Raw genomic sequence first — 23,876 nt, 5'->3', positions numbered from 1 at the left:
AAGATGAAAAAGATACATAGTTTACTCATCGCATTTACACTACTTTTCTGCCTAAGCTGTGGAAAAATATTGGAAGAGCAACCTCAATCGCAAATTGTTCCTTCTTTTTTCAATAGCTCTTCGGGGGTATTAGGCGGAATTGCGGGGGTTTACAACGAAATTCGCGGCCAATGGGGAACCGAGGGATTTTCGTCCGAAATGCAAGCAGGTACCGATGAGTTTATCCAAGGAGCAAGTAGTGGAGGTGGCCCTGTTCACACCTTCAATGGGCTCAACAGTACGAACTTTGGCTCGGCTTGGGCATCTGCTTTTACCTCTATCAATACCATCAATGGTGTTTTGAAATTTGGTCAAAATATTGATTTGCCAGAAGCTACCAAAAAGCAATATCTAGCGCAAGCTAAGTTTTTGAGAGGGTTTTGGTATTTCTATTTGGTGCAGACTTGGGGGGATGTGCCTTTGCATACAGAGTTTATTACCTTGCCATCGCAAAGTGCCAAAAGAGACCCTGCTTTGGAAGTCTATAAATTGATTATTCAAGATTTTACCGATGCAGCAGCCAATTTGCCTGATAAACCAACTGCGCCATTTTTGGGAAAAGCGGCCACCAAACCTGCTGCTTTGTTTTTCTTAGCCAAAGCTTATTTGACGCGTGGTTGGTTGACAAACTCTCAAGCTGATTTTGCTGAAGCCGCAAAAATCTCCAATGATATTATCAACAATAAAGCTGCTTATGGTTTAGACTTATGGCAAGATTTTGGGGATGCTTTTGTTCCTGCTAATGACTATGGAAAAGAAACCCTATTTGTAAGCGACCACTCCAATGATGCGAAATACGGCTATTATCGACTAGGTGCGGGAGAAAGTGGAGGGTTTGCCAATAATCTTACTCCTTGGTTTACCAACTGGAATTACCCCAACAACAGTGGTATCAATTCGTTCGTAAATGCTTCAGGAGTATTGGTTAACTCTGGAACCTCTACTATGATACGAGATTCTTACTATGGCCGGCCGTATCAGCGTATTCGTCCCAATAGCGTGAAGCAAGCTTCTGGGCCGAATGCAGGTAAGAACTATTTTTTAGATCAAGCTTTTGTAAAAAGAGATATCGACTCACGTTTTGCTAATACCTTTTATACGGTATATATCTCAAACACGACTGTTAGCAACACGCCAACGGCGGCTAATAACAAACGTGGAATCGGATACACGATGCAAATGGGGGTGGACACGGCGGTTTGGATTACCGATTATGAGGTGGTAGGTGCCCCTCAATTTAATGGCACAAGACCGTTTAAAGGAATTATTGCGCCTCCAAGCTTGTGGAAATCAGATCTGTATCCTGCCATTAAGAAACACATGGATCCGAGCCGTGGCACTAATTTCAACGACCCTTCGACTCGCCCAGTGGTTATCACGCGTTTTTCTGAGGTGTATTTGGTGGGAGCTGAGGCGTATTTGATGTCGGGTAACAAAGCAAAAGCGGCTGAATTGCTCAACGTCGTTCGTCAAAGAGCAGCTTATCGAAAGACGAATACCGCAGCACAAAATGCCGCAGCAGCTACTGCCATGACAATCACTGCCGATGACGTAACGGTTGATTTTATTTTGGATGAAAGAAGCCGAGAATTGTTTGGCGAATGGATGCGTTACCAAGACTTAGTGAGAACCAAATCGCTGGTAAGACGGATTCAAGCTTGGAATAACGAGGCAGGGCCTTACGTCAAAGATTTTCACGTACTACGGCCAATCCCTCAATCGCAGATTGATCGTACGGTGGAAGGGCCTAAGTTTCCGCAAAATCCTGGTTATTAAACCAATAGCCGTTATGTTTATAGATAGATAGAGAGAGCGTTAGAGATGTAAGCGGCATTTGCCACTTACATCTTTTAATGTCAATTATTTTCTGTGTTTTTTATTAGAAAAATATAGCATTTTGTCTTTAGTAGTTATGTTGCAGGTTAAACGCATTAAAAAAGTAGCCTCAGCGAGGCTAAATCTTAGTAGAAAAAAAGGGTAAAGGCCATCCAAAAGCCCCATAGGGGTGACATCTTTCACCGAACGTCGGCCGCCCCGATGGGGCTTTGTGGTGGATTTGATTCATTTTTCTACGAAGATTTAGCTCCTCTGGAGCAATAAACAGCCACTCTATATTTTAATGCGTTCAACCTGTTCTGAATAAATAAAATCGGTAGTGGGAACAGCACTATCTTTTTTGTAACTATAAATGTGTCATATTTACACATTCTTTTTGTGTTATCAACTTATTATCAATGAAACAGTTAGTATTGTTTTTCTTATTGGTTTTATCATCATTGGGTTTTGCCCAAACATCCCAAAACTTCAAACTCTGGTACAATAAACCTGCTGGTAGCGTCTGGGAAAATGCCCTGCCGATTGGTAATGGGCGTTTGGGAGGAATGGTCTATGGGAACGTTGGCAAAGAAACGATTCAACTGAATGAACACACCGTTTGGTCGGGAAGCCCCAACCGCAATGATAACCTTGACGCGTGGGCTTCGCTGCCCGAAATCCGTCAGCTGATTTTTGACGGAAAACAAAAAGACGCCGAGAAACTGGCCAATAAAACCATTATTACCAAAAAATCGCACGGGCAGATGTTTCAGCCCGTTGGTAGTTTGCAACTGACCTTTGACGGCCACGATAACTACACCGATTACTACCGTGACCTCGACATTGAGCGGGCCGTCGCAAAAACGAGCTATACCGCCAACGGGGTGACATATACCCGCGAAATCTTTGCGTCGTTGCCAGAGCGTGTATTGGTCGTGCAGCTTACGGCCAGCAAACCAAGTGCGCTTTCGTTCCGCGCTTCCTATACTACCCCGCAGGCCAAACCTGTTATCAGCGCCAATGGCAACGAGCTGACCATCGCGGGAAATACCTCTGACCACGAAGGGGTGAAAGGTTTGGTGAAGTACATGGGGATTGCAAAACTCAAAACCAACGGCGGTACAGTAGCGGCCAACGATACCAGCCTAACCGTAAAAGGTGCTACGTCGGCCACGATTTATATTTCGATTGCGACCAATTTTGTCAACTATAAAGACGTTTCGGGCGATGAAAAAGCCCGTGCGTACAGTTATTTAAACAAAGCCTATCCCAAACCTTACGCTAGTTTGCTGGCACAGCACGTTGCGGCTTATCAGCGTTATTTTAATCGGGTAAAACTTGACCTCAGCACCACGGAAGCCGCAAAGCTACCGACCGATGAACGGCTTAAAAATTTCCGTTCAGTGAATGATCCTCAGTTGGTTACGCTGTATTACCAATATGGTCGCTACCTGTTGATTTCGTCTTCACAGCCATCGGGCAACGGCGAATCGGGGCAGCCCGCCAACTTGCAGGGCATCTGGAACCACCGTATGAAACCGCCGTGGGACAGCAAATATACCATCAACATCAACGCCCAGATGAACTACTGGCCTGCTGAGAAAACCAACCTGTCAGAGCTGCACGAACCGTTCTTAAAAATGGTGACGGAACTTTCGGAAACAGGGCAGCAAACAGCGCGCGAAATGTACCATACCCGTGGCTGGATGGCGCACCACAATACTGACATCTGGCGGGCAACGGGGGCTATCGACGGCGCTTTCTGGGGAATGTGGCTCGGTGGCGGCGGCTGGACAGCGCAGCATTTGTGGGAGCATTATCTGTACAATGGTGACAAAGCATATTTGACAAAAATTTATCCTATTCTAAAAGGAGCAGCGCTTTTTTACGCTGATTTCCTGATTGAGCATCCTAAATACAAATGGCTGGTTATCAACCCTGGAAGTTCCCCTGAAAATGCGCCGAAAGCCCACGATGGTTCGTCGCTGGATGCAAGCACGACGATGGACAACCAGATTGTGTTTGATGCCTTCAGTACGGTTATTCGGGCGTCAGAAATCCTTAAAAAAGATGCCGCCTTTGCCGATACCCTCAAGCAGTTACGGAATAAACTGGCACCGATGCACGTAGGTCAGTACGGTCAGTTGCAGGAGTGGCTTGACGACGTGGACGACCCCAACGACCACCACCGCCACGTATCGCATCTGTACGGTTTGTTTCCGTCCAACCAGATTTCTGCTTACCGCACGCCCGAGTTGTTCAATGCCTCCCGCACAACGCTTATTCACCGTGGCGACGTCTCGACGGGCTGGAGCATGGGCTGGAAAGTAAACTGGTGGGCTAAATTACAAGACGGTAATCATGCCTACGCCCTCATTCAGAATCAGTTAACTCCGCTCGGCGTCACCAAAGACGGTGGAGGGACGTACAACAACTTGTTTGACGCTCACCCGCCGTTTCAGATTGACGGGAATTTTGGCTGCACGTCGGGCATTACCGAAATGTTCATGCAAAGTACTGACGGTGCAGTACACCTGTTGCCTGCCCTGCCTGATGTCTGGCCTGCGGGGAGCGTGGGCGGTTTGCGGGCCATCGGCGGTTTTGAGGTGCAGAACATGGAGTGGAAAAACGGCAAACTGACCAAACTAACCATAAAATCGGTGCTGGGCGGCAACCTGCGCGTTCGTACACCAAACGCCCTCAAACTCACCAATGGGAGCGGGCTCAAACCTGCTGCTGGCGAGAATCCGAATATGTTTTATGTCACCCAAAAAACTGCAACGCCTGTTATTTCGGCCAAAGCCAACGTGGTACCAATTTCGTTGAAAGAAACGGTGCTATATGATTTGCCAACGCAGGTAGGAAAAACGTATGTTTTTGTTGCCCAATAAATTAGCGAACAGAATACTTAAATCATAACCATGTTGAAAACTGCACTCACCACATTTTGTCTTGCTTGCTTAATGGCATTGAGCCCCCTTACACAGGCCCAGAAAGTTACCCTGAATAACCCTATTTTGACAGGCTTTTATCCCGACCCCAGTATCGTCAAAGTAGGGCCTGATTACTACACGGTTCATTCCACGTTTTCTTACTTTCCAGGTCTGCCCATCATGCACAGCCGCGACCTGAAAAACTGGAAACAAATCGGGAACGTCATCAGCCGCCCGTCGCAAATGGACTTTATGGGCGAGCGCATGACGCGCGGGTTGTTTGCTCCCGCCATTAGTTATTACAAAGGCGTCTATTACGTTACCTGTACGGATATTGACCACGATGGCAACTTTGTCGTAACGGCGACCAATCCAGCGGGACCGTACAGCAACCCTGTGAAACTTCCGCAAGTCAGGGGCATCGACCCATCCATTTATTTTGACGAAGCTACCGATAAAGCCTATATCGTTTACAACAGCGATGCTCCTGATAATAAGCCACTTTACCCTGGTCATCGTACCGTGCGAATGTATGAGTTTGATTACAAAAATTTAAAAACCATCGGAGAACAAAAGCAATTGATAAACGGTGGGGTGGACATTACCAAAAAACCCGTTTGGATTGAAGGTCCGCACATTTTGAAACGCAACGATTGGTATATTCTTTACTGTGCCGAGGGAGGAACGTCCGTTAATCACTCCCAAGTAGCCTTGCGTAGCAAAGATATTTGGGGGCCGTATGTGCCGTTTGAAGGCAATCCTGTATTGACGCAACGCGGCTTACCTGCCAACCGTCCGAATCCGATTACGTCGGCAGGGCACGCGCAGTTTATCGAAGGCCCCGACGGAAACTGGTACTCAATCTTTCTCGCGGTTCGTCCCTACGAAGGTGATTTTTACAACACAGGCCGCGAAATGTTCATTGCACCGCTCACGTGGGTGAACGATTGGCCGATGATTGAGCACGGCGAAAAAGCCATTGAATACAAATACGCTACCAACATAAAAGAGGTAAAACAGAAAGGCGCGTTACCCCAAAACGGCAACTTTACCTACACCATGACCTTTGATAAAGGGCTGGATTTGTCGATGCTTTTTTTGAGAACGGTGGACAGCAGTTCGTTCAAAACGTCCAAAGCTAACGGCTTGACGTTCAAACTAAAACCCGAAACCATTTCGGAAGCAGGTAACCCGTCGTTTGTCGGCAAACGCCAGCAACACCTGACGAGTTCTGCTGAAACGGAGGTTTCTTTTTCACCCAAAACCGACAAGGAAAAAGCGGGATTGGTGACGTTTCAGGATGAACGCCATTTTTACTTTTTAGCCAAATCAACAAGCAACGGCAAAGACGTCGTTCAGCTATTCAAGAGCAAAGACAAGACCGTTGAGTTAGTGAATGAACTGCCTTTGGATGCCCCTGCTGCCAAGGTACATTTCAAAATACAGTCTGAAGGCGTGCTTTACAGCTTTCACTACTCGACTGACGGGAAAAACTGGAAACTGGTAAAAGATCAGGTGGATGGTAAGTTCCTGAGTACGAAAGTGGCCAATAGTTTTATTGGCTGTGTGTATGGCTTGTATGCTACGTCGTCGGGCGAAAAATCTGACAACTCAGCATCGTTTAAATTCCTGAAATACAGCGGTAATGATGCCGTATTGAAATAAAGCTTCTGTTTTGAAACCTTTCCTTGCACATATTGCCGCCCTTTTTCTCTACAGCGTTCCAGTGCTGGGGCAGATGCAACCGTTTACCCTTCAGGAGGTAAAGGTGACCAACGGTGCTTTCAAAAACGCGCAGGACGTTGACCTCAGGTACATTCTGTCGCTGAACCCTGACAAACTGCTGGCGCCGTACCTCATTGACGCGGGCTTGCCCTTGAAAGCCGAACGCTACGGCAACTGGGAAAGCTCTGGGCTGGATGGCCACATCGGCGGGCATTACCTGTCGGCGCTGGCCATGATGTATGCCTCGACGGGCAATGCCGAACTGAAAAAGCGGCTCGACTACATGGTTGACCAACTGGCTCAGTGTCAGGTGAAAAACGGGAATGGGTACGTAGGCGGAATTCCGCAGGGAAAAGTATTTTGGGAACGGATTCACAAAGGAGACATCGACGGCAGCAGTTTTGGACTGAACAACACGTGGGTGCCGCTCTACAACATTCATAAGTTGTTTGCAGGCTTGCGGGATGCCTACGAATTTGTAGGTAATCAGCAAGCCAAACAGGTATTGGTTGGTTTAGGGGATTGGTTCATCGAACTCATACAGCCACTTTCCGATGAACAAGTGCAACAGATTCTCCGCACCGAACACGGGGGAATGAACGAGGTTTTTGCTGACTTGTATATCTTGACAAAGGACAAAAAATACCTTGAAACGGCCCAACGCATTTCACACCGCGCAATTCTGAATCCATTATTGCAAAAACAGGATAAATTGACTGGTTTACACGCTAATACGCAGATTCCGAAGGTAATTGGTTTTGAGAAAATTGCGCAGTTGACGGGCAATGCCGATTGGTCGGAAGCGGCGCGTTTTTTCTGGCAAAATGTAGCCCAAACCCGCAGTGTAGCTTTTGGTGGAAACAGCGTGCGTGAACATTTTAATCCGACAAGTGATTTCAGCTCGATGCTAAAATCGAATCAGGGCCCCGAAACCTGCAATTCTTTTAACATGCTGCGGCTGAGTAAAGCCCTGTTTCTGGACAAAAACGACCCGACTTACCTTGACTTTTACGAACGGGTTTTGTACAACCACATCCTGTCGAGTCAGCATCCACAAAAGGGTGGTTTTGTGTATTTTACCCCCATTCGCCCCAATCACTACCGCGTCTATTCGCAGCCCGAAACCAGCATGTGGTGTTGCGTAGGTTCGGGCATCGAAAATCATACAAAATACGGAGAACTGATTTACAGCCATTCGGCCAATGACCTGTTTGTTAACCTGTTTATTCCTTCCACGTTAGACTGGAAAGAAAAGAACATTCAGCTAACCCAAACAACTGAGTTTCCTCACAAAAACCAGACAGAACTGCTGCTCAAAATTGCTAAATCACAGACGTTTACCTTGCAAATCCGTTCTCCGAAATGGGCTGAAAATGTAGAAGTACTGGTCAACGGAAAAACGCAGCCCATTAGCGCGCAGCCTTCACATTACATCGGTATCCAGCGAAAATGGCAATCGGGTGATAAAGTGACGGTGCGTTTTACGACTTCCACGCATCTGGAATACCTGCCCGATCAGTCTAACTGGGCGGCGTTTGTGCATGGTCCGATTGTATTGGCAGCACAAACCGCTAAAACCGATTTGGTGGGATTGTTTGCCGACGACAGCCGCATGGGGCACGAAACCAAGGGAAAATTGTACCCTATCGACAAAGCATATACGTTGATTGGTAATGCCGATTCCTATCTTTCAAAGATAAAACCAGCTGGTAATCTGACCTTTACCCTCGACTCATTGACGCTGCAACCGTTCTACGAAATCCACGATGCGCGTTACCAGATGTATTTCCAGACGTTTACGCAGGCGGCTTTCGACGCCCAAAAAGAAACCCGGCGGCAGCAGGAAGCGGAGGCGCTTTCCCTCGAAGCCCGCACGGTTGACAAGGTGAATTGCGGCGAACAACAACCCGAAGTGGATCATGCGTACAAAGGTGAAAAAAGCGATTCGGGCTACGACGACGACGGTCGTTTCTGGAGAAATACCCGTTCGTACATTTTCTATCAATTACAGAACAAGGGCTTGGCGGCTAAAACGCTCGAAATCTCCTTTTCGGGAAATTTGAAAACGGAGGATGTGGGTATTTTTATCAATGATCGGGCCGCGGAATTGCTCGTAGTAAAAGACAAGGTAATTACAGTAAAAACCGATGATAAAGAGCTTGTTAAGTTAAAAATTACGTCCGAAAACGGCAGGCCGACGCCACGGTTTTTTCAGATTAGATTGGTGAAGTAGAGGTTTGAATTCGTGAGCTTTATTTGACATTTTTTTAACCTCACCCCCTAAATCCCCCTCTCCTTTCTGGAGAGGAGGACTTTTGAAAGCCCTTCTCCAGAAAGGAGAAGGGTTGGGATGAGGTTAAACAAGCGAGTACTTGGTAAAATGATTCTTGTGCAACTCTGTTTTATCATAACCCAAATTGTGTCACATTAACACGGACTATTGTTATAAGCGTATGTTAAAATGTAATTTTTATAGTCTTTTTAAGGTAATTCTCGGGCTTTTGCTGACCACACAGGCATTTGCTCAGAAAGCCCGCAACCCCATCATTTTTGCCGACGTGCCAGATTTGGCCATGATTCGGGTTGGGAATACGTACTACATGAGCAGCACCACCATGCACATGAGTCCAGGGCTGCCCATCATGAAATCGAGCGATTTGGTCAACTGGCAGATGGTTGGCTATGTGTATGACACGCTGGCGAATGTCCCTTCCCTGAACCTGACCGATGGAAAGGGAACGTACGGACGCGGCTCGTGGGCAAGTAGTTTGCGCTATCACAAAGGCACGTACTATGTCACAACCTTTGCCCAGACGACGGGTAAAACCTACATCTGGTCAACAAAAAACATAGAAAAAGGGCCGTGGCAAATGGCTTCGTTTACGCCTTCCTATCACGACCATACGCTGTTTTTTGACGAAAACGATAAGGCGTATTTGATTTACGGCGCGGGAAAACTCAAGCTGGTCGAACTGAACGACGACCTTACGGGAGTTCGGAAAGGTACGACCGAAACGGTAGTGATTGAGAATGCAAGCCTGCCCGCAGGCAGCAACATCATGCTGGGGGCGGAAGGGTCGCAGTTGTTTAAACACAACGGCAAATACTACCTCTTCAATATCTGCTGGCCACGGGGCGGGATGCGGACGGTGATTATCCACCGCGCCGACAAAATCACGGGGCCGTGGGAAGGCCGTGTCGGGTTGCAGGACTTGGGGGTGGCGCAGGGCGGCCTGATTGATACCCCCGACGGCCGTTGGTTTGCGTACCTCTTTCGCGATTTTGGCGGTGTCGGACGGATTCCGTATTGGGTGCCTGTGAAATGGGAAGATGGCTGGCCTGTGTTGGGCGAAAACGGCAAAGTCCCCGAAACACTTGATTTGCCTGCCAATAAGTCATTGATTCCCAATATTGTTGCTTCCGACGACTTTACCCGCAAAAAAGGCGAAGCGGCCTTGCCGTTGGTTTGGCAATGGAACCACAACCCCGATAATGCTCTTTGGTCGGTGACCGAGCGTAAGGGTTTTTTACGCTTGAAAACGGGACGGATTGATACGTCGTTTGTACTCGCCCGCAATACCCTGACGCAGCGCACTTTCGGTCCTGAGTCGGCGGGGTCGGCTGTGCTGGACGTCTCCAACATGAAGGAGGGCGATTTTGCGGGACTGGGTTTGTTACAAAAGAATTTTGGTTTGGTGGGGGTGAAGGTAGCCAATGGCAGCAAATCCATTGTGATGGTCAGTGCCAACACGGGTAAACCCATTGAAATCGAGCGCGTTCCGTTGGCCAAAACGACAGTATATCTCAAGGCCGAATGCGATTTCAAAAACCGCGCCGACATTGCCCATTTCTTTTACAGCCTCGACGGTAAAACGTGGACCAAAATCGGGGAGCCGCTGAAAATGCCTTATACCATTCCGCATTTTATGGGCTACCGTTTCGGACTGTTCAACTACGCCACCCAAACCACGGGCGGTTTTGCCGATTTTGATTATTTCCGAATGGAAGACAAGATTTCTCCGAAATAGCTCCATTCCACCACCAATTCAAACATAGTTTCTATGAAATACACCATTTGGCTTCTACTGTTCAGTGCTTTTTGGGCCAATGCGCAAAACAGCCCGTCCACCATCAGCAGTCCTGACGGAAAACTGGTCGTAAAGGTATCACTCGACAACGGGAAACCTGTGTATAGCCTTTCATTAAACGGAAAAACATTTCTGGAAAAATCGCCGCTTGGCCTGAAAACAAACGTAGGTGATTTTACGGAGGGGCTGGCGCTGGTTGATGCAAAAACAACCACTCAGAAGATTGACAATACGTATGAACTACCCAACATAAAGCAACGAAATGTGCATTATGTGGCCAATGAAGGGGGATTTATCTTTTCAAAAAACAGCGCGGATGCCTTTCAGGTGACGTTCAGGGTGAGCAACAACGACGTGGCATTCCGCTACAAAGTGTATCCCCAGAAACGAGCCCTTTCCTGCGTTGTCAACGAAGAAGCATCGGGTTTTGCCTTTCCGAAAGGAACCACCACCTTTTTGTCGGCCCAAAGTAAAGCCATGGTCGGTTTTGCCCGCACCATGCCAAGCTACGAAATCCCATATACGGTGGACGACACCCTCGGTGAAAACGGCAGAGGCAACGGATACACCTTTCCGTGCCTTTTCAAGGTAAACTCCAACGGTTGGGTGTTGATTTCTGAAACAGGGGTGGACAGTCGCTATTGCGGAAGTCGCCTGATGGGTCATTCAGAAGGTGTTTATACCATCGGTTTTCCGATGCCCGACGAAAATAACGGCAACGGAACCTCTGCGCCGGGTATTCCGCTTCCTACCGAAACACCGTGGCGTACCATTACGGTGGGCGAAACGCTGGCTCCGATTATCGAAACAACCATCCCCTTCGACGTAGTAGAACCCCGTTATGCGGCGTCGCAACCTTACAAATATACCAAAGGCTCATGGAGCTGGATCATCGGTATGGATGGTAAAACGGTGTATGACGAACAAAAACGATACATTGATTTCAGCGCCGCCATGGGCTACGAAACCATTCTGATTGATGCCCTTTGGGACACGCAAATCGGGCGGGATAAAATAGCCGAACTGGCGAAATATGGGGCAAGCAAAGGCATAAGCCTGTATTTGTGGTACAACTCTAACGGTTACTGGAACGACGCTCCCCAAGGCCCGAGAGGCATCATGGACAACACCATTGCCCGCCGCAAAGAAATGGCGTGGATGAAAAGCATTGGTGTGAAAGGCATAAAAGTTGACTTTTTCGGCGGCGACAAGCAGGAGACGATGAAGTTATACGAAGATATTCTGTACGATGCCAACGACTATGGCATCCTGTGCATCTTCCATGGCTGTACTTTGCCGCGCGGATGGGAACGCATGTACCCCAATTATGCTGCCAGTGAGGCCGTTCTGGCCAGCGAAAACCTTGCCTTTTCTCAACGGAGCTGTGATTATGAAGCGTTTAACGCCACGCTCCATCCGTTTATCCGCAACACCGTCGGCAGCATGGATTTTGGCGGGAGCGCCCTGAACAAGTTTTACAATGCCAACAACACTCCCAACCGTGGCTCAAAGCGGGTAACGTCTGATGTGTATGCACTGGCAACGGCGGTGTTGTTTCAAAGTGCTGTGCAGCATTTTGCGCTGGCTCCCAACAACTTAACCGATGCGCCCGAATGGGCCATCAATTTTATGAAAACCGTGCCGACAACGTGGGACGAGGTTCGCTTTATTGACGGCTATCCGGGTAAGTATGTGGTGTTGGCGCGTCGTCATGGTAGCCATTGGTATGTCACAGGGATAAATGCCCAAAAAGAAATCCTGAAGCTGAAAGTCAAACTACCCATGATAACAGCGGGTGCCGAGCTGCGGCAATATACCGATGACGAACAGCTGAACGGGAAGGTCAGCACGACGAAACTCTCGAAAAATCAGGAAGTTGAGCTGACGATTCCGACAAATGGCGGTGTCTTGATTGTGAATTAATTGATTTGCATAACCCCTTAACCAGAAAAGATGAAACATAGTATCTCAATCCTGTTTTTAGCGCTGCTGCTTTCCCTTCTGGGGTTTAGCGCCCATGCCCAAGACCCCAACTTCCACATTTACCTCTGCATCGGGCAGTCGAACATGGAAGGCCCTGCCAAAATTGAGTCGCAGGATACGATTGTTGACAATCGACTGCGCTTACTGGCCGCTGTCGATTGCCCTGAACTGGGTCGAACCAAAGGCAACTGGTACACCGCCAAACCGCCGCTTTGTCGCTGCAATACCCGTCTTTCACCCGCCGATTATTTTGGTAGAACATTGGTGGCCAATCTGCCGCAAAACGTCAAAGTAGGCTTGGTTCACGTCGCTGTGGCGGGGAGTAAAATTGAGATTTTTGATAAAAAAGATTATAAAATGTACCTTGATACCTCGGCCAAAGAAAGGCCGTGGATGATCAATATGGCCAACCAATACGGCGGAAATCCGTACGAACGATTGGTTGAAATGGCGCGTTTGGCGCAAAAAGTGGGCGTTATCAAAGGCATTCTGCTGCATCAGGGCGAATCCAACACGGGTGATAAAGCATGGCCAATGAAGGTCAAAAAAATCTACGATGATTTGTTGACCGACCTGAATTTACCCGCCAATTCTATCCCGTTGCTGGCGGGAGAACTGGTCAATGCCGATCAGGGAGGCAAATGTGCGAGCATGAACCCTATCATCGCTACCTTGCCGCAGGTGATTCCGAAAGCCCTCGTGGTTTCGTCCAAAGGACTACCCGCCGTTCCCGATAAACTACATTTCAGCAGCGAAGGCATCCGCATTTTTGGCAAGCGCTACGCAGCAGCACTGTTAGCCTCACAAGGCAAAAAAATCGACATCGACGAAAGCAGCATTGCGCCACCCGCTCCCGTAAAAGTACAGAAAGGTTTGCTCCAAGGAAGTACTGAAAACGGACTTTCTGTTTATAAAGGCATCCCTTTCGCCGCTCCGCCAGTAGGCAATCTGCGCTGGAAAGCGCCCCAACCCGCCGCCAAGTGGGAAGGCGTTAAACAAGCGACCCAATTTGCCCCAGCCCCCTATCAGGGAGGAAATCCGCCTTCGGGCAAGAGCGAAGATTGTTTGTATTTGAACATCTGGTCACCCGCCAAATCGGCCAATGAAAACCTGCCCGTCATGGTTTATATCTATGGAGGAGGCTTTGCAGGAGGTTCCACATCAGACCCATATACCAATGGAGAAAACATAGCCCAAAAAGGAGTGATTTTAGTAGGAATTGCCTATCGGGTTGGTCAATTAGGCTTTTTGGCTCACCCCGAACTCAGTGCCGAAACTGCCCAGAAAACGTCTGGCAATTATGGGCTTCTTGACATGATTGCTGGCTTGAAATGGGTTAAGGAAAACATAAAACAATTTGGAGGCAATCCCGACAAAGTGACCATTTTCGGCGAGTCGGCAGGGGCAATTGCCGTCAGTATGCTTTGCGCCTCTCCTTTGGCCAAAGGTCTTTTTCATGGTGCGATTTCTCAAAGTGGTGGCTCGTTTGGCCCCCACCGAATCACCACTTATCCTGGTGAAAACATGAAACTGCTTTCTTTTGCCGAAAGCAAAGGTGTAGAATATATGGAAAAGGCAGGGGCAAAATCACTTGCTGAGTTGAGGGCTGTCCCTGCCGAAAAACTACCAACAGGTTTCGGAATGCCAGGGGGCTGGCCAATTGTAGATGGGTATGTAATTCCAGATGACCAACATGTTTTGTACGAAAAAGGCAAATACAACCATGTACCTGTCTTAATCGGTTACAACTCCGACGAAGGGGCGAGTTTCCAGCCGCCCAAAACACCAAAAGACTACATTGAAAGCACGAATAAACGTTACGGGCCGTTTGCCGAAAAACTAATAGAAGCTTATCCCGTTGCCGAAAACAGCGTTCCTAAAACAGCGCGGGATTTGGCGCGTGATGCGGCCTTTGGCTGGCAAACCTGGGCATGGGCTAACCTCCAAGCAAAAACATCGAAACAGAAAGTATTTTACTATTATTTCGACCAGCATAAGGATTTTCCAAGTGATTCGCCAAAATATGGGTATGGCTCACCTCATGCACAAGATGTAGCTTTTGTGTTCGGTACCTTCAGAACGACCGACCAATTTGCGTCTTCAACTGACCCCCAAATATCCGAAACCATTATGACGTACTGGACAAATTTTGCCAAAAACGGTAATCCCAACGGCGGAAATTTGCCGCAATGGGAATCATTTTCTGCCAAAAAACCTGCGGTCATGTATTTTCAGCAAAAGGCGTTTATGGGGCCTGTTCCGAGCGAAGATGCCATGAAAGTACTGAACTCTTATTTTGAATGGCGACGGACGCCCGAAGGGAAAGAATGGGCTAAGTAGAATAAGAAGAACCAATAGTACAATGAAACAAACACTGATTGCTCTATTTTTTTCCTGCCTCGTATTTTATACGGGTTACGCGCAGGATGAACCAAAACCGTTGGGGCCGCTGCCCAGTGAAAACCAGTTGCGGTGGCAAAAAATGGAGTATTATGCCTTTGTACATTTCTCCGTGAATACGTACACCGATATGGCGTGGGGTTTTGGGAATGAAGACCCCCAAATTTTTAATCCCGAAAAACTGGATTGTCGCCAATGGGCCAGAATCTGTAAAGAGGCAGGAATGAAGGGCATTATTATCACGGCCAAACATCATAGCGGGTTTTGTTTATGGCCGTCGAAATATACCGAATACTCCGTCAAAAATTCGCCGTGGAAAAACGGTAAAGGGGACATTGTCCGAGACATGGCAAATGCCTGTAAAGAATACGGACTGAAATTCGGGGTGTATTTGTCGCCCTGGGATAGAAATCACCCTCAATATGGCAAACCTGAATACATTACCTATTTCCGAAACCAGCTGGAAGAGCTTCTGACAAACTATGGAGAGGTTTTCGAGGTATGGTTTGACGGAGCAAACGGAGGTTCGGGCTACTACGGCGGAGCCAACGAAACCCGTAAAATTGACGCAAAAACGTACTACGACTGGCCCGATACCTACAAACTGGTTCGTAAGCTTCAGCCGAAAATCGTTATCTGGAACGATGGTGGTGACCGTGCCGATCTGCGGTGGGTGGGAACCGAATCGGGCTATGTCGGTGAGACAAACTGGAGTTTATTGAATTCAACGGGCGATGTGCCCGAGCAAATGCTGCGGCACGGCCTTGAAAACGGAAACGCATGGGTACCCGGAGAGGTAAATACGTCCATTCGGCCAGAGTGGTTTTACCATGAACGGGAAGACAGAAAGGTAAAGACATTGCCCCAATTACTGGACATTTATTACCATTCAATCGGGCGAAACGGCACTTTGCTCCTCAATTTTCCTATTATGCCCAACGGGCTTATTCACGAAAAGGATGAAAAAGCGATTCAGTCATTGACCAAAACAATTAAAGAAACGTTTGCCGATAATCTTGCTAAAAATGCAGTGGCTTCTTCGGAGCAGGTACGTGGCAAAAACGCCCGCTATGGAGCCAATAAGGTGATTGACGGAGATACAGACTCGTATTGGGCAACGGATGACAACACACTTACAGGCTCGCTGACGTTAGATTTCAAAAAGCCGACTTCATTCAATCGTTTTCTGGTTCAGGAGCCGATCAGGTTGGGACAACGGGTCAAATCGTTTAGTCTCGAAGCATTTGTGGACGGGAAATGGATTGCCATTGCCAAAGAAACCACCATTGGTTACAAACGCATCCTGAGATTTCCGACTGTAGAGGCTACTAAGCTGCGGTTTACTGTGTTAGATGCCAAAAGTTGTCCGCTTATTTCAAATATCGAAATTTATAAAGCTCCCATCGTTCTGACTCCCCCAACCATTCTTAGGGATAAAGACGGTCTGCTACATTTGGTAGCGGGCGATAAAGAATCGGAGATTTATTACACCACAGATGGTAGTACTCCTACCGCAAAATCTGCAAAATATACCTCGCCAGTACAGACTCCTGAGGGGAAAGCAGACATAAAAGCCATTACGTTTAACCCCTTCACCAATCAGACCAGTATTGTCAGTGAAGAAAAATTTGATGTTTCCCGTAAAAACTGGAAAGTACTTAGTACCGAAGATGCAGGGGTGAATAAGCTGCTGGACGGCAATGCAGGGACATCATGGCACCAGAAAAGAAATCAGGCCATGCCTGCGGAGGTAGTGGTGGATTTAGGGAAAGAGGAACGACTGGAAGGTTTTCGCTATCTGCCCGCCCAAAACTGGTGGGAAGAAGGAAGCATTATTACCAATTATCAATTTGAACTATCTCAGGATAACATCAACTGGAAAGTCGTCAGTGAAGGCGAGTTTTCAAATATTAAAAACAATCCTTTTTGGCAAGTCAAAACGTTTGCTCCTGCTTCTGCGCGGTACATTAAGTTTCGGGCGTTGAAAAACACGCAGGAAAAAACAGCCTCAGGTTATGCCGAACTGGACATAATTACGGCAAATTAACTCAATACCAACATTCCTATGTACCCCAAAAGCACTTTCTTAACCCTTATTTTACTTGGTATATGGCAGATTTGTACTGCCCAGCCCACGTCAAGACCCGTCATTGTTTCGCCCGAAGTGCATCCTGATCACTCGGTGACGTTTCGGTTTTATGCCCCTGCCGCCAAAGAAGTGAAACTCAGTGCGCAGTTTGAAAAATCGCCTTTGGCTATGACCAAAGATGACAAAGGGGTTTGGAGCGTTACTACTGCTCCCGTGAAGCCCGATATGTATCCTTACGCGTTCAATGTTGATGGGATTTCGGTGGCCGATCCAGCCAATTCAGCACTTTTTCCCAATGAGGGTTTTCAGAATAGTGTGGTCGAAATTACAGGAAATACGCCTTTGGTACATACCCTGCAAAACGTCCCCCATGGCACGGTGTCGTACCGATATTACCAGTCGGCGGAGTTAGGAACGCGTCCCGTGGTGGTTTATACGCCTGCTGGCTACGAATCAAGCCCAAAGGCTTCTTATCCAGTGCTTTATTTGTTGCACGGCACCACCGATACCGAAGAAACGTGGACAAAAGTAGGCCGTGCCAATGTCATTCTCGATAACCTGATTGCGCAGGGTAAGGCCAAACCCATGATTATTGTGATGCCCTACGGACGGGCTTATCCCGTCATCAGCAAATCGTCGGGCAGTTTGCGAAACTGGGACAATTTGCAGGAATTCAAAAAGGATTTTTTCGGCAATCTGATGCCGTTTATTGAGAAAAATTACCGCACCCTCAACGACAAAAATAGCCGCGCCATTGCAGGTTTTTCGGGTGGCGGAGGAACCACACTGTACTTTGGCCTGAACAACAGTGACCAATTTGCCTATGTCTGTGGCTTTGCTCCGGGTATGCTCAAAAATGAGTTTGACCGCAACAACGAAGCAGCCTTTAAAAACATCGAACAGACCAACAAAAACCTCAAACTATTCTGGATTGGTGTGGGTAAAGAAGACGGCCTATATACTGTCAATCAGGAATATATGCAGGTACTTGACCAGAAAAAGATTAAGTACGAAAGCCTCATTACCGACGGTGGACATACGTGGATGAATGTAAAACACTATTTGAGTGTGATTGCTCCTAAGCTTTTTAAATAGTAAACCAATACACCCTTAACCAATCAGATGAACAATGAAAACCTTTGCTTTCTTTACAAAAATCGGCTTGCTGTTGCTGATTCTTATTCCGTTTGCGGGATTGGCACAACCTCCGCGTGCTCCCTATGTGGTCTCTCCCAAAGTCAATGCTGATAAAACTGTAACATTTTCCTACCTCGCTCCCAACGCTAAAACAGTGCTTCTGGGGGGAGGACAATTTGGCGCAGTTGATGTTCCCATGACTAAAAATGCAGAAGGAGTCTGGTCGGTAACCGTCGGCCCAATCAAACCCGATATTTATCCGTACAGCTTCAAAGTGGATGGCGTAACCATCAATGACCCTGCCAATACCTACTTGTTTCCGAATGAACGGTTTAAGGGAAGTTTGGTAGAGATCCCTTCGGATGAACCCGCCATTTATGCACTGAAAAACGTACCCCACGGCGCTATTACCTACGAATATTATCCTTCGGTTGAAGGCTCAACGGGGACGGTTGTCGTCTATACACCAGCGGGTTATACCAAAGAGACAGCCAAAAAGTATCCCGTCTATTACCTTATCAGCGGCACGACCGATACCGAAGAAACTTTCTGGAAAGTGGGAAAAGTGAACTTGATGCTCGACAACATGATTGCGGCTGGCACGGCCAAGCCCATGATTGTGGTGATGCCTTACGGAAATCCGCTGGCAAAAATTGCTGAGCAAACGGGCAAAGACAAACCCGCCGATGTCATGTCCCGCGACGGAGACGATGCCCTGCGTCGAATGAAACTGTTTGAAACCGACTTGGTTTCGCACGTCATTCCGTATATCGAAAAAAACTACCGAACCATCAACAATCGCGATAACCGCGCCATTGGCGGCTTCTCACGCGGGGGCGGACAAACGTTGCGGACGGCGTTCAACAACGTCGATAAGTTTGCGTACGTGTGTAGCTACGCTTCTTACATTTCGCCCACTGAGATGGACAAAAGCTTTACAAACATCATTTCCAATCCTGCCAAAACCAACAAGGATTTCAAGCTGCTTTGGTCAGGCATTGGAACCGACGACTTCCTGTACAAAGGCACGGTCGAGTTTGAAGATTACCTGAAAACCAAGAAGATAAACTTCAAAAGTTACGTCACCGACGGCGGTCACACGTGGATGAATGTGAAGAAGTACCTCAATGAGACATTGCCTGTTTTGTTCAAATAAAGCCTATCTAAACCTTTAACATGATGAAAAACCACATTTTACAAACTCTCATGGCTTCGGCACTGTCCATTGGACTCTGTCATGCTCAAATTGCCGAAGACTTCAAACCGTCCAGTCTCAACCAACCGGGTCAGGAATACCCGATGGTTAATTCTCAGGGTTTCGCCCGTTTCAAAATCGTAGCTCCTGCCGCCGACAGCGTGCGGGTAAGTTTGGGGTTGGGGGGCAAAGGAGGTACAAAACTCGCCAAAACCGAAGATGGTTCGTGGATGGGCACTACCGAAGGCCCGATGGATGAAGGCTTTCACTACTATAACGTCAAGATTGACGGCGGGAAATTCAACGACCCAGGCACCCTCAACTTTTACGGTTCGGTGCGCTGGGAAAGCGGCATTGAGATTCCTGCCAAAGATCAGGATTTTTATGCCCTCAAAAATGTCCCCCACGGAAATGTGCAACAAATCCTTTTCCCGTCGCCCAGCACGGGCACTTCCCGTCGGGCTTTTGTCTATACGCCTCCGGGGTATGAAAAAGGGAAAGGCAAATACCCTGTGTTGTATTTGCAGCACGGCTGGGGCGAAGACGAGACGGCATGGATGAATCAGGGACGGGCTAATCTGATTATGGACAACCTCATTGCGGAAGGAAAAATCAAGCCGTTTATCATTGTCAACACCTATGGTATGACCAATGAGGTGAAGTTTGGCAAAATCCGTGAGTTTAAGATAGAGCCTTTCCAGACGGTGTTAATCAACGAGTTGATTCCGTACGTTGATGCCAATTTTCGCACGTTGGCCAACAAAGACAACCGCGCCATGGCAGGCTTGTCGATGGGTGGCATGGAAACCAAAACTATTACCCTCAACAACCCCGAGGTGTTTGCGTATTATGGCCTGCTGAGTGGTGGTTTGTACGCCCCCGCCGACATCAAAGACAAGTCGAAAGTGAAGCTTATCTTTCTGAGCTGTGGCAGCAAAGAACGCCCCGAAGGTGTCAAAAAATCGACCGAAGAACTCAAGGCGGCAGGGTTCAACGCCGTAGGCTATGTATCAGAAGGTACTGCCCACGAGTTTCAGACGTGGCGTAGGAGTTTGTACCAATTAGCGCCGTTGTTGTTTAAATAATAGACCATTGCCTCGTGATGAAACCATTTTTAACAACGCTATTGCTGGCTATGTTGTCCGTCGTGGCTGTGGCGCAGCAATCACGCCGTACGCCCGAACAGGATAGTCTGATGGCGCGGATGCAGCGAAAGACTACGGCCGACCATCAACAAATGTTGAAGCAACTCGGAATCAGTGCACTGCGGCCTGGGCCGTCGGGTAATCCGTCGGCGCCCAATGCCGCCAATCGGGACGAAGCGAAGGTGCCGCCTTATACATTGCCCGATCCGTTGGTGCTCAAAAACGGCAAAAAAGTAAAGTCGGCCAAAGAATGGGTCGCTGCCAAACGTCCTGAATTAGTGGAAGATTTTGAACGGGAAATGTACGGTCGATTGCCCGCCAACCTCCCGAAAGTGAGCTGGCAGGTGGTTTCGGTGAAAGACACGACCGTGGGAAATCAACCCATTAAAGAAAAAACGCTGCGGGGTGTGGTGGACAATTCTGCCTATCCATCCATTAGTGTCAACATTGAACTGGTACTGGCAACCCCCAAAACTGCATCGGGGTCTGTACCCGTGGTGATGGAATTTGGTTTTATCCGTTCTCCTTTTGGCAATAATGCACCCGTTCAACCCATTGGATTAGGGTCAGCGGGTGAACCGACGTGGAAAGAACAGTTGATTTCCAGAGGTTGGGGGTACGCCATTATTGTTCCTTCCAGCATTCAGGCCGACAACGGTGCGGGTTTGACAGAAGGCATCATTGGCTTATGCAACAAAGGGCAATTCCGCAAACCAGACGATTGGGGAGCATTACGGGCGTGGGCGTGGGGAGCAAGCCGCGCCGTTGACTATTTCGAAACGGACAAGGACGTTGATACCAAACGCATTGCCATCGAAGGGCTTTCGCGGTACGGAAAAGCCACTGCCGTAGCTATGGCGTTTGAGCCCCGTTTTTCACTGGCGTTTATTGGCTCATCAGGGGCGGGCGGTGCCAAAATCTTACGCCGAATCTTTGGCGAGCAAGCCGAAAATCTGGCTGGTTCGGGCGAATACCATTGGTTTTGTGGCAATTTCCTGAAATATGCTGGCCCGCTTACCCCGCAGGATATGCCCGTCGATGGTCATTCGCTTGTGGCCTTGTGTGCACCTCGCCCTGTTTTTATCAGCTCGGGCTCTCCGCAGGTGGAAGGGCAGTGGGTGGATGCCAAAGGTATGTTTCTGGCGGGCGTTCATGCGGGGCCTGTTTACAAATTATTTGGTAAAAAAGACCTTAGCACCTCCGAATTTCCGTCGCTCGGTACTCCGCTGATTGACGGCGAAATTGCCTTTCGTCAACACGCTGGCGGTCACAGTACAGGCCCCAACTGGAGTACGTGGATAGCTTGGGCCTGTCGCTATTGGGGCGACTGTAAATACTACGAATAAAATTATTTACTTAATAATGTATTCAATATGAGGCATTTATCATATTTTATTTTTTCACTCTTCGGTCTTGTAGGCAGCTTGTGTGCCCAACCCACCGACAAGGAAATGCCCAAAGGTTTTGATCAGGTCAGAACGGGCATTGCCATGGGTAAATTGGATACGGTAAAGTACGAATCCAAAACGGTCGGCAGTACCCGTAAAGCGCTCATTTACACACCACCCAATTTTAACAAAAAAACAAAGTATCCAGTGTTGTACCTCCTTCACGGCATTGGCGGGGACGAAAAAGAATGGTTCAAAGGCGGCAATCCGCAGGTGATTCTGGACAATCTGTACGCCGACGGCAAACTCGCGCCCATGATTGTGGTGATGCCCAACGGCCGTGCCATGAAAGACGACCGCGCGGTGGGAAATATCTTTGATAAGGAAAAAGTAGAAGCCTTCGCAACCTTTGAAAAAGACCTGCTCAACGACCTGATTCCGTTTGTCGAAAAGAAATATCCGACACTTACCGACCGCGAAAACCGTGCCATTGCGGGCTTGTCGATGGGCGGCGGGCAATCGCTGAACTTTGGGTTGGGCAATCTGGATAAATTCGCTTGGGTGGGCGGATTTTCTTCGGCGCCCAACACCAAAGTTCCGCAAGAATTAGTCCCGAATCCTGATGACGCCAAACAGAAACTGAAGTTGCTCTGGATTTCGTGCGGTGACGCCGACGGCTTGATTACTTTCAGCAAACGTACCCACGATTATTTATACCAAAACAGCGTGCCGCACATCTACTACCTCGAAGCGGGCGGGCATGACTTTAAGGTATGGAAAAACGGGTTGTTTATGTTCTCGCAGTTCCTGTTTAAACCTGTCGATACGGCGTCGCTGCCTTCGTATTCGGTATTGGGAACGCCTGCGACCACCAACATCCGCAACGGAAAATACCCGCAGATTCTGCCTGATAACCGCGTTGTTTTTCATGTGAAAGCCCCTCAAGCCCAGAAAGTTCAGGTGGATTTGGGTAAAAAGTACGACATGGTGAAAGATACGGCAGGTTTCTGGAACGTTACGACCGACGTCATCAGTCGTGGTTTTCACTACTACTCGCTCATCATCGACGGGGTAGCGCTCGCCGACCCTGCCAGCGAAACCTTTTACGGCATGGGACGCATGGCGAGCGGCATCGAAATCCCGTACGAAGGCAGCGGATTTTATACGCTCAAAGACGTACCACACGGTGACATTCGTATCAAAAAATACTTCTCGAAAGCCTCTAATGCGTGGCGCGAAATGTACGTGTATGCACCTCCAGGTTACGACAAGTCTTCCGAAAAATACCCCGTTATGTACCTCCTTCACGGCGGTGGCGAAGACCAGCGCGGTTGGGCTACGCAGGGTCGTACGGACATCATTCTCGACAACCTCATCGCCGAAAACAAAGCCAAGCCCATGCTGATTGTGATGGTGGACGGCAACTTTTACGGCAACGGCGGTGGTGTGGCTGGCTTTGGGATGCAGCAGTTAAACCAGTTTGAAAACGAGCTCAAAAACGCCGTCATCCCGTTTGTGGAAGCTAATTTTCGCACCCTGACCGACGCCAAAAACCGTGCATTAGCTGGTCTGTCGATGGGTGGTTTACAAACGCTTCACGCTGGTGTTCGTAACTCTGATATGTTCGGTTACCTCGGGGTATTTAGTTCAGGCTGGTGGTCAAACAACGCCAAACTGTCTGATCCTCAGTACGAATTCATGCAGGCCAATAAGGACAAAATCAACGCCAACATCAAACAATTCTGGATTTCGCAGGGAGGGAAAGAAGACATCGCCCACGCCAACTGCCAGATTATGATGAAGAAGTTTGATGACATGGGTATCAAGTACCAGTACAGCGAATACGCGGGTGGGCATACCTGGCCCGTCTGGCGACATGATTTGTTCGGATTTTCTCAATTACTTTTTAAATAAATGTTCCATTCAAAACCCCCAATCA

Annotated in this window: 13 protein-coding genes; all 13 read left to right on the top strand. The window is 48.2% G+C overall.

Annotation, left to right across the window (positions count from 1 at the left end; translation table 11 throughout):
- The first annotated feature begins 3 nt into the window (after positions 1–3).
- Positions 4–1,815 (top strand): RagB/SusD family nutrient uptake outer membrane protein, encoded by a 1,812-nt coding sequence (locus tag AC23P2_RS23250; protein ID WP_487775421.1) that lies wholly within the window; start codon positions 4–6, stop codon positions 1,813–1,815.
- Positions 1,816–2,273: 458 nt separating this feature from the next.
- Positions 2,274–4,745, top strand: coding sequence for a glycoside hydrolase family 95 protein (locus tag AC23P2_RS23245; RefSeq protein ID WP_487775420.1), 2,472 nt, complete (start codon positions 2,274–2,276; stop codon positions 4,743–4,745).
- Positions 4,746–4,817: 72 nt separating this feature from the next.
- Positions 4,818–6,452 (top strand): glycoside hydrolase family 43 protein, encoded by a 1,635-nt coding sequence (locus tag AC23P2_RS23240; RefSeq protein ID WP_487775467.1) that lies wholly within the window; start codon positions 4,818–4,820, stop codon positions 6,450–6,452.
- A gap of 10 nt (positions 6,453–6,462) precedes the next feature.
- Positions 6,463–8,745 carry a glycoside hydrolase family 127 protein gene (locus AC23P2_RS23235; RefSeq protein ID WP_487775419.1) on the top strand — a complete coding sequence of 761 codons (2,283 nt, stop codon included), beginning with the start codon at positions 6,463–6,465 and terminating at the stop codon, positions 8,743–8,745.
- 220 nt (positions 8,746–8,965) lie between these two features.
- Positions 8,966–10,540: a glycoside hydrolase family 43 protein gene (locus AC23P2_RS23230; protein WP_487775418.1), complete on the top strand. Its 1,575-nt coding sequence runs from the start codon at positions 8,966–8,968 to the stop codon at positions 10,538–10,540.
- A 33-nt stretch (positions 10,541–10,573) separates the two neighbouring features.
- A complete protein-coding gene (locus tag AC23P2_RS23225; RefSeq protein WP_487775417.1) occupies positions 10,574–12,523 on the top strand; it encodes a glycoside hydrolase family 97 protein in 1,950 nt (649 codons plus the stop codon).
- Positions 12,524–12,553: 30 nt separating this feature from the next.
- Positions 12,554–14,923 (top strand): carboxylesterase family protein, encoded by a 2,370-nt coding sequence (locus AC23P2_RS23220; protein WP_487775416.1) that lies wholly within the window; start codon positions 12,554–12,556, stop codon positions 14,921–14,923.
- Positions 14,924–14,945: 22 nt separating this feature from the next.
- Positions 14,946–17,030 carry an alpha-L-fucosidase gene (locus AC23P2_RS23215; protein WP_487775415.1) on the top strand — a complete coding sequence of 695 codons (2,085 nt, stop codon included), beginning with the start codon at positions 14,946–14,948 and terminating at the stop codon, positions 17,028–17,030.
- Positions 17,031–17,048: 18 nt separating this feature from the next.
- Positions 17,049–18,167 (top strand): esterase, encoded by a 1,119-nt coding sequence (locus AC23P2_RS23210; RefSeq protein WP_487775414.1) that lies wholly within the window; start codon positions 17,049–17,051, stop codon positions 18,165–18,167.
- A 34-nt stretch (positions 18,168–18,201) separates the two neighbouring features.
- Positions 18,202–19,365 carry an alpha/beta hydrolase-fold protein gene (locus AC23P2_RS23205; protein ID WP_487775413.1) on the top strand — a complete coding sequence of 388 codons (1,164 nt, stop codon included), beginning with the start codon at positions 18,202–18,204 and terminating at the stop codon, positions 19,363–19,365.
- 23 nt (positions 19,366–19,388) lie between these two features.
- The gene (locus AC23P2_RS23200) at positions 19,389–20,489 is read left to right on the top strand and encodes an alpha/beta hydrolase-fold protein (RefSeq protein WP_487775466.1); all 1,101 of its coding nucleotides are present in this window, start codon (positions 19,389–19,391) and stop codon (positions 20,487–20,489) included.
- Between the two features lie 17 nt (positions 20,490–20,506).
- On the top strand, positions 20,507–21,895 hold the full coding sequence (locus tag AC23P2_RS23195; RefSeq protein ID WP_487775412.1) for a glucuronyl esterase domain-containing protein: 1,389 nt from the start codon (positions 20,507–20,509) through the stop codon (positions 21,893–21,895).
- Between the two features lie 27 nt (positions 21,896–21,922).
- Positions 21,923–23,851 carry an alpha/beta hydrolase-fold protein gene (locus AC23P2_RS23190; RefSeq protein WP_487775411.1) on the top strand — a complete coding sequence of 643 codons (1,929 nt, stop codon included), beginning with the start codon at positions 21,923–21,925 and terminating at the stop codon, positions 23,849–23,851.
- Positions 23,852–23,876: the final 25 nt, after the last annotated feature.

The sequence above is a fragment of the Runella sp. R0.1_18 genome, assembly GCF_057652155.1.
Note: the sequence above shows the minus strand (reverse complement) of the source record. Positions and strands in the feature narration are given on the sequence as shown.